The 12,609-nt window shown below is 69.6% G+C and carries 10 protein-coding genes; 5 read left to right on the top strand and 5 right to left on the bottom strand.

The annotated features are described in order from the left end of the window. Together BLS34_RS13885 and BLS34_RS13880 are read right to left on the bottom strand one after the other, a co-directional pair. Window positions 1-861, bottom strand: coding sequence for a shikimate dehydrogenase (locus BLS34_RS13885; protein WP_093151151.1), 861 nt, complete (start codon window positions 859-861; stop codon window positions 1-3). Window positions 862-984: 123 nt separating this feature from the next. Further along, complete coding sequence (locus BLS34_RS13880) at window positions 985-1,560, bottom strand: histidine phosphatase family protein (protein ID WP_051244151.1); 576 nt, start codon at window positions 1,558-1,560, stop codon at window positions 985-987. Window positions 1,561-1,664: 104 nt separating this feature from the next. On the opposite strand from BLS34_RS13880, the gene BLS34_RS13875 reads away from it, so the two are divergent. Next, entirely contained in the window at window positions 1,665-2,405 is a 741-nt protein-coding gene (locus BLS34_RS13875) for a spermine/spermidine synthase domain-containing protein (RefSeq protein WP_093151148.1), read from the top strand. A 22-nt stretch (window positions 2,406-2,427) separates the two neighbouring features. Here BLS34_RS13875 and BLS34_RS13870 read toward each other — a convergent pair whose 3' ends face one another. The 3 genes from BLS34_RS13870 to BLS34_RS13860 form a co-directional block, all read right to left on the bottom strand. Continuing rightward, complete coding sequence (locus BLS34_RS13870; protein ID WP_093151146.1) at window positions 2,428-2,898, bottom strand: hypothetical protein; 471 nt, start codon at window positions 2,896-2,898, stop codon at window positions 2,428-2,430. Window positions 2,899-2,915: 17 nt separating this feature from the next. Beyond that, on the bottom strand, window positions 2,916-3,320 hold the full coding sequence (locus BLS34_RS13865; protein ID WP_215906112.1) for a DUF6152 family protein: 405 nt from the start codon (window positions 3,318-3,320) through the stop codon (window positions 2,916-2,918). Between the two features lie 109 nt (window positions 3,321-3,429). Then, the gene (locus BLS34_RS13860) at window positions 3,430-8,049 is read right to left on the bottom strand and encodes a PAS-domain containing protein (protein WP_093151143.1); all 4,620 of its coding nucleotides are present in this window, start codon (window positions 8,047-8,049) and stop codon (window positions 3,430-3,432) included. A gap of 247 nt (window positions 8,050-8,296) precedes the next feature. Between BLS34_RS13860 and BLS34_RS13855 the strand changes: the two genes are divergently transcribed. The 4 genes from BLS34_RS13855 to BLS34_RS13840 are packed head-to-tail and all read left to right on the top strand — an operon-like array spanning window position 8,297 to window position 12,581. Continuing rightward, window positions 8,297-10,249, top strand: a complete 1,953-nt coding sequence (locus tag BLS34_RS13855; RefSeq protein ID WP_093151140.1) for a sensor histidine kinase — start codon at window positions 8,297-8,299, stop codon at window positions 10,247-10,249. After that, window positions 10,246-10,737 (top strand): tRNA (adenosine(37)-N6)-threonylcarbamoyltransferase complex ATPase subunit type 1 TsaE, encoded by a 492-nt coding sequence (gene tsaE, locus BLS34_RS13850; RefSeq protein WP_245701976.1) that lies wholly within the window; start codon window positions 10,246-10,248, stop codon window positions 10,735-10,737. The genes BLS34_RS13855 and tsaE overlap by 4 nt, the downstream gene beginning before the upstream one ends. Beyond that, on the top strand, window positions 10,730-11,779 hold the full coding sequence (locus tag BLS34_RS13845; RefSeq protein WP_215906111.1) for an aminoglycoside phosphotransferase family protein: 1,050 nt from the start codon (window positions 10,730-10,732) through the stop codon (window positions 11,777-11,779). Before tsaE ends, BLS34_RS13845 begins: the two co-directional genes overlap by 8 nt. 37 nt (window positions 11,780-11,816) lie before the next feature. Then, window positions 11,817-12,581 (top strand): nucleotidyltransferase family protein, encoded by a 765-nt coding sequence (locus tag BLS34_RS13840; protein ID WP_028793527.1) that lies wholly within the window; start codon window positions 11,817-11,819, stop codon window positions 12,579-12,581. Window positions 12,582-12,609 lie beyond the last annotated feature (28 nt).

The following is a 12,609-nucleotide window of genomic DNA, read 5'->3' as shown; positions in this document are numbered from 1 at the left end:
TTATCCCGGCCCGAAACTGTCGAAGGTGACGCGCATGGCGTCCGGGTCCGCCGGCAGGCCGCAGAACAGCTCGAACGCCTTCACCGCCTGGAATAGCGCCATGCCGGCCCCGGTGGCCACCCGGCAGCCGGCCGCCTTGGCGGCGCGCACGAACTCGGTCTCCATGGGGAAGTAGATGATGTCCACCACCCAATGCCGCGCCTCCAGCAGGGCGACCGGCAGCGGGGTGCCCGGGTGGTCGGCCATCCCGACCGGCGTGGCGTTGACGATGCCGTCCACCTCGCCGGCAACGGCCTCCGCGCCTGGCGCCACCGCAGCCCGGCCGCTGCCGAAGCGGCCTTCCAATGCGGCGACCAGCTTTTCGGCCCCGCCCCGATTGGTATCGGCGACCAGCAGGGTTCCGACCCCGCAGTCGAGCAACGCGTTGGCCACCGCCGAGCCGGCGCCGCCGGCGCCGATCAGCACCACGCGATCCTTCCGCTCGCCGCCCATGGACCGCCGGAAGCTCTCGGCGAAGCCCCACAGGTCGGTGTTGTGGCCGATCCGCCGTCCGTCCTTCAGGACGATGGTGTTCACCGCGCCGACCGCCCTGGCCTCCTCGGTCATGTCGTCGAGGAACGCCACCGCCTCCTGCTTATAGGGATGGGTGACGTTCACCCCGGCATAGCCGCAGATCTCGGCCGCCCGCAGCATGTCCTCAAAGGTCGGGGTCGCGGCCATCTCGGCCGGATCGATGCGGTGATAGACGTAGCGCAGTCCCTGGCGGGCGCCCTCGGCCTCGTGCATCCTCGGTGTCCGCGACAGCGCCGTGCCCCGGCCGATCAATCCGACCAGCACCGCACGCCCCAGCGTCCCCGTCATCGACCTCTCCCCGATCCTCGTTCTTGTTCGGGGCAGAGTGTCGGATCGCACGCCTCCCATCAAGAAGACCGTATCGGCCGCGCACGCCCAGCAGGCCGGGACCTCTGCGGCGCGGTTCCACGCTCACCGGCCGACCAGGACCTCGCCGAGAACCTCGACCTCGCCAGTTGGGGTCAGGTCGATGACGACGAACTCGCCCGACGCGGTTCCGCGACCGGTGAGCGCGGTGATGTTCACCTGATGGGTGACCAGGACCAGGCGGTGGTCCTCCGGACGGCTGCGCAGGAAGGCAAGGGTCGCCTCGGTCTGCTCCGCGCGGCGCTGCCGGGCATCGAAGAACGAGTTCAGCGACGGCATCGGCTCCGGCGTCCCCAGGCCGAGCAGCTCGGCCGTCTCCGCCGACCGGCACCATTGGCTGGTCAGCACCGCGTCCACCTCGATCCCGTTGCGTCGGAACGCCTCGCCGATCCGGCGGGCCTGGGCGCGACCCTCGTCGTTCAGGGTGCGCTGGGTCGAGCAGTCGCCAAGGGTGAAGTTGTCCGGATCGCCGGTTCCGGGCGCATAGGCGTGGCGCATCAGGGCGATCGCCCCGGGTCGGCGCATCGCCTCCCAGCCCTCGGCGCCGGCCCGCGCCACGGTGGGGAGCGCCAACGCGGCCAGGAAACAGATCGTGAGCAGGGCGGTCGCACTGCGGGTCATGATGTCCTCTCTCGAATAGCCGCCGGTCCCGGTCACCGAACCTAGGGCCGGCCGCGGCCGGGTCCAGTCGTCGCGCCGACGGCGCCGTCATGGTAGGAAGCCGTATGAACCCGATCTTCGAAGAGCTGGACTACCGCGTGACGCCGATCGGCGCGCTGAGCCTGCGCCGCCGCCACGACCTGCGGCTCGGCCAGGAGGTGCTGGAGATCAAGCTCGGCGACGCCTTCCTGATGTCGAGCCATTTCACCGCCTCGGAGGTCGCCCTGGCGCGGCTGGGCCTCGCCGATTGCCGCACGGCGGCGCCGGACGTGGTGGTCGGCGGGCTCGGCCTCGGCTACACGGCGGCGACGGTGCTGGAGCACGCCCACGTCGCCTCGCTGATCGTGGTCGACATGCTGGACGCGGTGATCGACTGGCACCGCGACGGGATGCTGCCCTTGGGCTCCGTGCTGACCGGCGACGCCCGCTGCCGCCTGCGGCAGGGGGATTTCTTCGCGCTGGCCGCCTCGGAGGCAGGGTTCGACCCCGAGCAGCCGGGCCGCAAGATGGACGCCATCCTGGTCGATATCGACCACGCGCCGGACTTCCTGCTCGACCAGGGCAGTGCCGGTTTCTACACGGCCGAGGGCCTCGCCGCCCTGAGCCGGCACCTGAAGCCGGGCGGGGTGTTCTGCCTGTGGTCCGACGATCCGCCCGACGCCGGTTTCACCGCCCGGCTCGCCGGTGTCTTCGCCGAGGCCCGGGCCGAGCCGGTGATCTTCGACAATCCCTATCTGGGCGACACGGTCACCCAGACCGTCTACATCGCCCGCGCGTCCGGACCGGTGGCCCAATCGGACGGCTGAACCGGGGGGCTTGGCTGCCGCCTCACCCGCCGGTGAAGGCGATCATCCGGCCGGCGACCAGCGCTCCGACCCAGCACAGCATCGACACCGCGCCGAGCCGCGCCTTGGCGCTTGCCGAGGCCCGCTCAAGCCGACGCCCCCAAAGCCAGTGGGCGCAGAGCGCCGAGGCCGCGCCGACCGACACCAGACCGATCTTGGCGAGGAAGGCCGGATTGGCGGCGTAGTCGAGCGGCCGGACGGCGAAGAGCAGCACACCCGACAGACCTGCCAGCACCAGCCCCGCCGTCGCCATCGGGATCAGAACCCGGATCAGGGCGGCCGCCTCGACCCGTGGCCACAGGCCGAGCATCCGCAGGTCCAGCGGCAGGATCCCACCGACCAGCAGCGCGATGCCGAGGACGTGGCCGGTATTCACCGCCGCGTAGCTCCATCGCGAGAAGCGCAGCGCGGTCGCGAGGTCGCTCGACGCCAGCCCGGTCAGCAGGCCTTCCACCGACGGGACCGACCCGGTCAGCTACGGTTCGGATAGAGCGGGTACTCCTTGCCGGAGATAATGATCATCTCGGCCTTGAGCAGCTTCTGGGCCATATCGGCCGAGGGCTCGCCGACGATGGTGATCTCGTTGCCGACGGCGAAATCGCTGTCGCTCAGGCCGGCCCGCTCGTTGCGCCAGGGCTGGCCGACCTCCACGGTCCAGACCTCTCCCTCGGCCTCAACCTTCAGCTCCCCGTGGGGGTTGCCGAGCTTGGACTCGCGGATGATGCCGGTCAGCTCGATGTTGCCGCCGGTGGTCCAGCTCCAGCCGTGATGGGCGACGGCCTGAGAGAACAGGAACGGCGCCAGCAGCAGGGCGGCAAGGGCGGCGAGGGGCAGGGTGGCGAAAGGCAGGGTGGCGGCACGCAGGTGTCGAATCATCTCGGCTCTCCCGGATCGGCGCACGGAACAATACTTCCCCTCAAGATGGGGGCCGACGCCGTCATGCCCAGGGGTACCAGGGCCCGGCGGAGCAGAAACGCCAAACCGGTCAGTACGGCCGCTTCAGGTGGGCGAGATAGTCGAAGACCTCGGCACTGCGGACCTCGACCTCCTCGAACAGCGCAGCGATCCGGTCGGCCTGCTGCGCCGCCGCCGCGCGTTCCAGCGCCTCCAGGGCGCGTCGGAGCCGGTTCGCGCAGGCGTTTGCCGCCGCCCCCTTGGCCGCATGGCTGGTGCCCCGCAGCAGGGCAAGGTCGCCGGCATCGATCGCCGACCGCATCTCCGCGTTCAACTCCCTGAAGCTTTCGGCGAACAGGTCGAGCATGGAGGCGGTGAAACTCGGGTCGGCGCTGCCGAGGATCTCGCGCAGCTGGGCGAAGTCGATCGGCTCCTCCCCGGCCCGCTCGGCCGGGGCCGCGACGCCCTGCGCGGGAGTTCTACCGCGTGGGGTCGCCGTGCCGTCGAGCCATCGCGTGAGGGTTTCGCCCATGACGGCCAGGGTGACCGGCTTGGCCAGATAATCGTCCATGCCGGCCCGCAGGCAGCGCTCGGCCTCGCCGAACAGCGCGTTCGCCGTCAGGGCGACGATCGGGACGCGGCGACCCGACGACCGCTCCGCCTCCCGGATCGCCGCGGTGAGCTGATAGCCGTCCATGTTCGGCATGTGGCAGTCGGTCAGCACCAGGCCGTAGGGCTTCTCGTGCCATTTGCGCAGGGCCTCCGCGCCATCCACCGCGGTTTCCGCCGCGAGACCCAGAATGGCGAGCTGGCTTTCCACCACCAGACGGTTGGTGGCGTTGTCCTCCACCACCAGGATCAGCCGGCCGGCCGCCGCCGCCGCCTCGACGTTCGGCACGCTCAGCTCCCGCGGGGTCGGCGCGGCCGGCGCGGCCGCCGAGGTCTCCGGGCTGGCGCGGCCGAGGCAGACAGCGACGGCCCGCAGCAGCGGGTCACGCCGCACCGGCCGCGGAACGGCAAGCGGCGCCGCATCCGGTGCCCCGGCATTCGCGATCCAGAGCGCGCGCGCCTCCGACCCTGCCGTCTCGGCACCCCAGGCGCCTGTGGGGATCAGCCGGCGCAGCAGATCGGTCCCCAGCCGTCCGTCGACGATCGTCACGTCCTGGCGGTCGGCCGCCACCGCATCGTCGCTGGTTTGCGTCACCGCCATGCCCCAGGCGGTCAGCAGGTCCGCGACCTGCGTGCCGAGCGGACCCGGCCGGACGACCAGAAGGGCGTGGAGGCCGGACAGGTCGATGGCGTCGACCTCCGACCCGCCGGCCAGGATCGACGGCTCCACCGGGATCTCGAGCCAGAAGGTCGAGCCCTCGCCGGGCGTGCTGTCCACGCCGATCCTGCCCTGCATCATCCCGACGAGCCGCCGGCATATGGACAGCCCCAGCCCAGTCCCGCCATAGCGCCGCGTGGTCGATATCTCCGCCTGACGGAACGGCTGGAAGAGCTGCTCCACCCGGTCCGGGTCGATCCCGACGCCGGTATCGCTCACCTCGATCCGCAGGCGCAGGCCGGAGGGGAGGTCGTCGTCCGGCCGGGCCGACGCGCAGATCGCCACCGACCCGGCCTCGGTGAACTTCACCGCGTTGCCGACCAGATTCATCAGGACCTGGCGCACCCGCGTGGGGTCGCCAACGAAGACCGGCGGCGCCGAGGTATCGATCTCCAGGACGAGGTCGAGATCTTTGGCATCGGCGGCCGGGGCCAGGGTGTCGAGCACGGATTCCGAGATCGCCCGAAGGTCGACCATTTCCGACTCCAGCTCCATGCGGCCGGCCTCGATCTTCGAGAAATCGAGGATGTCGTCGATCAGCCGGAGCAGCACCTGTCCGGAGTCCCAGATGGTCGCGATGATCGAGCGCTGTTCGTCGTCCAGGGCGGTCTGTTCCAGCACCTCGGCCATGCCGATCACCCCGTTCATCGGCGTGCGGATCTCGTGGCTCATCGCCGCCAGGAAGGCGGATTTCGCCCGTGTCGCATCCTCCGCCGCGTCGCGCGCCTCGAGCGCGGTGCGTTCCGCCTGCTTCTGCTGGGAGATGTCGACGATCACGTTGACCCGACCGCCGTCCGGCAGCGACCCGACGATGTACTGGACATCCAGCCCGGTGCTGTCGAACAGGAACTCCGTGACGTGTTTCTCGTCGGATTCGTAGACCGCCCGGCGATAGTCGACGAATTTCTCGAGGCTCATGTGCCGGCGGCGGTCATGGGCGTCGTAGACGTAGCGCAGATACTCCAGGAAATGCGGCCGGTGGCTCAGGGCCGCGTGCGGAACGCCGGTGAAGTTGCAATACGCGTCGTTCCAGAACTCGACATGCATCCCGGGGTCGTAGACCAGCACGCCGACCGGGATCGACTGGAGGATGGCCCGCAGGCGTTCGCGGGTTCTCTCCGCCTCGTCCCGCGCGGCGACGGCCTCGGCCTCGTCCCGCTTGCGCTCGGTGATGTCTGTCAGGGTGCGCACCGTCCCGCCGCCGCGCAGCTTGCGGCCATAGACCAGCATCCAATTGCCGTTCCGGAACTCGCGCTCATGGATGAAGATCTCGTCCGCGTCACCGGCGATCCAGGCGTTCCAGTTCTCCACGAAGGCGGCGACGTTCGGGTCGGTCATGTCGAATTCGCCAAGGCGCTGGCGCACCGCGCGCAGTTCCTCGGTGGTCGGCGCGGCCTCCAGCGTGCCCGCGGGCAGATCCAGGATCTCGCAGGCCCGGTCGTTCCAGAGCGTCACCTGGCCCCGGGCGTCGGTGACAAGCACCCCCTGCTCCATGGCGGCCAGCACGGCCTCCAGGAATTCCGTCTTCTCGATCAGCGCCTGCTGCGAGCGCCGCGCCTCGGTCACGTCGCTGAAGGTGCGGATCTGACGGCCGTCCGGCAGCGACTGGAAGACCCCGTGGATCCAGGTGCCGTTCGGTCCGAGACGGTCGTATTCCAGACGCTCGACCGCCTCCCCGCGCCGCCGCCGCTCGACCCAGTCGTCGATCCGGCGGTTCAACTCGGGGTCGATCTCGACGTCCGACGCGGCGTTCAGGTGATCGAGCATGGCGACCGACGGGATGTTCTGCTCGTAGAACGCGCGCGGCACGCCCAGCAGTTCCGTCAGCCGGTCGTTGAACACCAGGATGTTGTCGTCGGCATCGCGCAGGATGACGCCCTGATCGATGCTGGCGAGCGTATGCTCCAGCAGGTCCCGGCGCTCGGCGGCCGAGATCTCCGCAAGCTTGCGGCTGGTGATGTCGGTGAAGGTGCGGACATGGCCGCCGTCGGGCAGACGGTTGGACACGATCAGCAGCCAGTTGCCGTTGGGCTGCCGGCGCTCGTAGACGAGGCGCGGCGACGGATCCTCGCCGCTCTCCCACCGGTCGATCCGGGCGGTGAGCTCGGGCGACAGGCCGACAAGCTCGCCCCGCGCCTCCAGCAGCTCGATCATCTCGCTCAGCGGCACGACGCGCCGGATGAACTCCTCGGGCAGGTCGAGCAGCTCGCAGTAGCGCCGGTTGGCGAGTACCTGGTCGCCATTGGCGTCGATGAAGGACAGTCCCTGGTCGATGCTGTCGAGGGTGAGCTGCAGTAGGGTCGTCCAGCGCTCGGTCTCGCGCTGGGCGGCCCGCTCGTCGGAGACGTCGGTCCAGGACCGCACCCAGCCGCCTTCCGGCATCGGCCGGTTGTCGACCCGCAGCACCCGACCGTCCGACAGGGTGCGCTCGTATCCGAACGGCGGACCGGGCTCGCCGAGCCGCTCCCAGTTCTCGATCTGCTCCCGCATGGGGCCGGGCTCGAGATTGTCGAAATCGCCCCGGCTATGGCGGAAATCGTTGAACCCTTGGTGATCGAACTTCCCTTCGAGCAGCGCGTCCGGCAGGTCGAACATCCGGCGGAACCGGTCGTTGTGATAGACGACCCGGCCGTCGGCCGCGATCACGGCGATCGCGCTGGGAATGGTCTGCATGACCGAATTCAGCACCGCGCCCTGCTGGGTCAGGCGTTCGGCCATGTCGGTATTTTCGAGTCGGCCGGTGATCTGATCGATCAGGGCCCGCTGGAACCGCCGCGAAAACCGCAGGAAGAAGATCGGCGTGACCACGCAGAGGCCGGCGATGACGAGCACATCCATGCCGGCGGTCATGTGCCAGGACTGCAGCAGCCGCACGATCAGAGGCGCCGTCATGGCCAGCACGTAGTAAAGGAAGGCGTTCGAATAGGCCGACAGCGTTCCCAGCGCGCCCCCCGCCATGCCCGACAGGATCAGCAGGATCCAGGCGGTCGCCCTTACGTCGCCCGGGTCCAGGAACAGGACCGGCAGCAGCCCGAACATCCCGCCGGACGCAACGGAAATGATCTCGAACCGCCGACGCCACCGCCGCACCTGATCCGCCGACAGCGCGTCGCGCGGGAACCCGCGATAGATCGTCAGCCGCACCGCGGCGACCGACAGGGAGGCGACGAGCCAGCAGGCCAGGACAACATGGTCGACCGGCTCGTTCAGCAGCAGCAGAAAGGCGGCGATCGAGACCACCGTATGGCCGGCCACGGCGTCGCGGGTCTGACCGAAGAAGAACCGGAGCTGCTCACCGAGAACGCGGGTGGCCATGGCGCCATGGGGATCGGCGGGGTTCGCCCGGTCGGCGCCCCCCGCATCGACATCCTCGACCACCGTCATCGCGATTCTCCATCGGGCTCCGGGCACACGTCCCGTTTTGAACTCATGGCGAAAGATACGCCATTGAAGAGCATACGGCACCGCAGCACGGCTACGCTCAGTTGCACATTGTGGGACCGGCTCCGGCGAGCGTCGACTTGCCGATCACGGGCGGCTAGGCTTCGGATGTGAAAAAGGATTCTATTAAAACGCCGTACATCGGCGCGCGGTCCGGATCCGCCCGGCCGCCGGAGGGGAGTACGTGACCATGACCCCGCTTTCATGGGGCGCCATCGCGCTGCTGGGCCTGGTTGCCGGTCTCCTGGGTTGGGTGGCCCATCGGCGACGCCTGCGGATATCCGAGCTCGAATCGGAGGTTGAACAGGTTCGCCGGCTGGCGCCCGACGCCACCCTGGCGGCCCTTCCCAACCCGGCCTGGCGACGGGACCCGACCGGCGCGATCGGCTTCGTCAACGCTGCCGCCGTGCCCCTGGCCAGCGACCTGGAGCGCGGCAGCGGGCTGGCCACCCGCGCCCGCGAGACGGGTCGCGTCCAGAGCGAGAGCCGAAACCTGGTGATCGACGGCGACCGCCGGCTGTTCGAGATCTTCGAGACCGCGCTGTCGGCCAGCGCCGGCGGCGGCACGATCGGCATGGGCCGCGATGTGACCGGCCTGGAGCAGATCCAGTCCGACCTCGCGCGCCATGTCGATGCCCACGCGGAGGTGCTGGAGAAGCTGAACAGCGCCATCGCCGTGTTCGGCCCCGACCGCCGCGTGGTTTTCGCCAATACCGCCTTCGCCCTGATGTGGGAGATCGAGCCGGCCCGTCTGGAGGTCGGCCCGACCCTGTCGGAGGTGCTGGACATGGCGCGGGAGAGCCGGCGGCTGCCGGAGCAGTCCGACTTCCGGGCCTGGCGCGACGACTTCAACCGGCTGTTCACCACCCTGATCGACGCCCATGAGGAGCTGCTGTTCCTGCCCGACGACAGCACAATCCGCATGGTGGTCACGCCGCATCCGTTCGGCGGCCTGCTGATGACCTTCGAGGACGTCACCGACCGGCTGACCCTGGAGCGCTCTTACAACACGCTAACCGCCGTGCAGCAGGAGACCCTGGACAATCTCTACGAGGGCATCGTGGTGTTCGGCGTCGACAGCCGCATGAAGCTGTCGAACCCGACCTTCCGCACCCAATGGGGGCTGCGGGGAACGGAGGAGGAGCCGGTCTTCCTCGAGCCGGAGCCGCCGGCGGAGGTGGTGTTCCAGGCCATGCGCCCGAAATTCCCGACCGACCGGCCCTGGACCGACATCAAGGCGGAATGGATGAGCTACCTGGCCGGACGGGAGGCGACCAGCGGCACCGTGCACCTGACCGACGGCCTCGCCCTCGACTTCGCGGTCGTGCCGCTGCCGGACGGCGCCACCCTGCTGAACTTCCGCGACGTGACCGACACTCTGGCGGTGCAGACCGCGCTGCAGGAACGCACCGAGGCACTGGAGACCGCCGACCGGCTGAAGAGCGAGTTCCTGGCCAACGTCTCCTACGAGCTGCGTACGCCGCTGAACGCCATCATCGGCTTCTCAGAGGTGCTGGAGCAGGAATATGCCGGGCCGATGAACGAGCGGCAGAAGGACTATGCCAACGCCATCCTCGGCTCCTCCAACCGGCTGGTCCGCCTGGTCAACGACATCCTCGATCTCGCCTCCATCGAGGCCGGGTATCTGGAGCTGGAGCGCACGGCGATAGCGCCGGCCGACCTGGCGAGCGCGGTGGAGAACCTGGCCCGCGAGCGGGTGCGGGCGCGCGGCGTCGGCCTATCGGTGCAATGCCCCGCCGACCTGGCGCCGATCGAGGTCGACGAGCGCCGCTTCACCCAGGCGCTGTACAACGTGGTCTCCAACGCCATCGCCTTCACCCCGGAGGGCGGCGACGTGATGCTGTCGGTGGAGGATCGCGGCGAGATGGTGGCGTTCATCGTCAAGGATACCGGCGTGGGCATCGCCCTGGACGACCAGACCCGGGTGTTCGAGCGGTTCGAGCGCCGCGGCCGCTCCAGCGGGGCCGGGCTCGGCCTCGCCCTGGTGAAGTCGCTGATCGAGCTGCATGACGGCGCCGTCACGCTGACCTCCGCGCCGGGCGAAGGGACGGAGGTGATCTGCACCGTGCCGCGCCATCCCCGCAGAGGCGAGACCGACGAGGCCGGAGACGAGACCGAGTGACATCGCTGCCGCTGCCCCTCTCCCTGGACGATCTGGAGGCCACCCATCGCCTTGCCGCCCTGCTCGCCGGACGGGCGGAGCCGGGCATGGCGATCCTGCTCACCGGACCGCTGGGGGCGGGCAAGAGCGCGCTCGCCCGCGCCTTCGTGCGCGCCTGGCTCGACGACCCGCAGGCCGAGGTGCCGAGCCCGACCTTCACCCTGGTCCAGCCATACGAGGGCGAGCGCGGCACCGTCTGGCACTGCGACCTGTACCGGCTCGGCGATCCGGGCGAGGTCGAGGAGCTGGGACTGGCGGAGGGGTTTTCCGAGGCAGTGGTGCTGGTCGAGTGGCCGGACCGGCTCGGCGCGGCCGTCCCGTCGGATCGGCTCGAACTGGCGCTCGAAATATGCCATGGAAGCGACCGGCGGATCGCGCATCTGACGCCCCATGGGCGCTGGGCCGGCCGCCTTGGCGACATCGAGACGGGAACCCTGCCGGGTGAGTGACCGCAAGACCGAGATCGAGACATTCCTGGAAAACGCAGGCTGGAACGGGGCCGAGGTCACGCTGCTGGCCAAGGACGCGTCTTACCGGGTGTATCACCGCGTGGTGCGCGACGGCGCCCGCGCCGTGCTGATGGACGCGCCGCCGGCCCTGGAGGACGTGCGGCCGTTCCTGGACATCGCCGGACAGCTGCGCCGATTCGGCTATTCCGCCCCGGCGATCCTGGCCGAGGACGTGCCCGCCGGGCTGCTGCTGCTGGAGGATTTCGGCGACCGCACCTTCACCCGCATCCTGGCCGATCCGGGCGAGCGGGACTGGAGCGAGGAGGCGCTGTACGCCATCGCGGTCGATCTGCTGGCGGACCTGCACGAGCGCGCGCCGCAGATCGGCTTCGCCGCCCCGCCCTATGACGGCGGCCGGCTGGTCGAGGAAGCCGACCGGATGCTGCGCTGGTACGCCCCGCTGACCCTGGGCGACGTCGTGTCCGAGGACGTGGCCGAGGCCTATCGCGGCGCCTGGCGCGACGCCGTGCCGGTGATGACCCACGGCGCCGACACCCTGGTGCTGCGCGACTTCCACGTCGACAACCTGATGATCCTGGAAGGACGGGAAGGTCTGGCGCGCTGCGGCCTGCTCGACTTCCAGGACGCGCTGTCCGGCAGCCCGGCCTACGACCTCGTCTCGCTCCTTCAGGACGCGCGCCGCGACCTTGCGCCGGGGCTTGAGGCGGCGATGCTGGCGCGTTATCGCGAGCGCCGGAAGGTCGCGGACTGGGACGCTTTCCTGCGCGCCTATCACGCACTGGGCGCCCAGCGGGCGATCAAGATCCTGGGACAGTTCGGCCGCCAGCAGGGCTTCTTCGGCCGCACCAGCTACATGGTCCATATCCCGCGCTGCTGGGCCCATATCGAGGCGGATGTCGACCGGGCCGGGTTGGACGGCGTGGCGGCATGGCTGGACCGGGAGATGCCGCCGTCGGTACGCCGCATCCCCGAGCCGGACAGGCGCCTGCCCAGCTCGATCAGCCCCGAAATCAAACGATAAATTGATCAAACGATGAAAGACCGGTGAGGACACACGCATGCTGCTGCCCGGACTGAGCCGCCGGCCCGACTGGCTGCCCGAGACCGCCATGGTGCTCTGCGCCGGCCGCGGGACCCGTCTGTCTCCGATCACCGACAACATGCCCAAGCCCATGGTCCCGGTCGGCGGCGTGGCGATCCTCGACCGAACGCTGGAGCACCTGAAGAACGCCGGTGTGCAGCGCGTGGTGGTCAACACCCACTACCTGTCGGACCACGTCGCCCGCCATGTCGAGCGCCGCCGCGACCCGTCGATCACCGTCATCCACGAGGACGCGGTGCTGGAGACCGGCGGCGGGGTGAAACACGCCCTGCCCCATCTCGGCGACGAACCGTTCTTCGTGGTCAACGGCGACAGCGTCTGGCTCGACGGCATGCGCAACGCCCTGCACCGCTTCGCCGATACCTGGGACTCGGAGAAGATGGACATCCAGCTCCTGCTCTATCCCTTCGCCCGGGTGCTCGGCTGGCACGGCTACGGCGACTACACCATGGACGAGATCGGCCGGATCTCCAGCCGTGACGAGGCGCGGGTCGCTCCCTACGCCTATATGGGCGTGTCCATCGTCCATCCGCGCATCTTCGCCGACGCGCCCGTGGGAGCGTTCTCCATGCGCGTGCTGTACGACAGGGCGGAAGAGCAGGGCCGGCTTTTCGGCGCGCTGCATGACGGGCTCTGGTACCATATCTCGACGCCGGCCGACCTGGAGCGCGCCAACCTGCGCTTCGCCGCCGGCCATCTCGCCGACGTGCCCTTCTTCTAGACGCCGCCAAGGGCCAACCACGACGGAG

The organism is Thalassobaculum litoreum DSM 18839 (assembly GCF_900102465.1).
Taxonomy (GTDB): domain Bacteria; phylum Pseudomonadota; class Alphaproteobacteria; order Thalassobaculales; family Thalassobaculaceae; genus Thalassobaculum; species Thalassobaculum litoreum.
The sequence above is the reverse complement of the archived record's forward strand: the minus strand, read 5'-3'. Positions and strand labels throughout refer to the sequence as shown.

Coding starts and splice junctions, on each gene's coding strand:
- BLS34_RS13865 (WP_215906112.1), bottom strand. CDS start 3,320: ATGATTCGACACCTGCGTGCCGCCACCCTGCCTTTCGCCACCCTGCCC.
- BLS34_RS13860 (WP_093151143.1), bottom strand. CDS start 8,049: ATGACGGTGGTCGAGGATGTCGATGCGGGGGGCGCCGACCGGGCGAAC.
- BLS34_RS13840 (WP_028793527.1), top strand. CDS start 11,817: ATGCTGCTGCCCGGACTGAGCCGCCGGCCCGACTGGCTGCCCGAGACC.
- BLS34_RS13885 (WP_093151151.1), bottom strand. CDS start 861: ATGACGGGGACGCTGGGGCGTGCGGTGCTGGTCGGATTGATCGGCCGG.
- BLS34_RS13880 (WP_051244151.1), bottom strand. CDS start 1,560: ATGACCCGCAGTGCGACCGCCCTGCTCACGATCTGTTTCCTGGCCGCG.
- BLS34_RS13855 (WP_093151140.1), top strand. CDS start 8,297: ATGACCCCGCTTTCATGGGGCGCCATCGCGCTGCTGGGCCTGGTTGCC.
- BLS34_RS13875 (WP_093151148.1), top strand. CDS start 1,665: ATGAACCCGATCTTCGAAGAGCTGGACTACCGCGTGACGCCGATCGGC.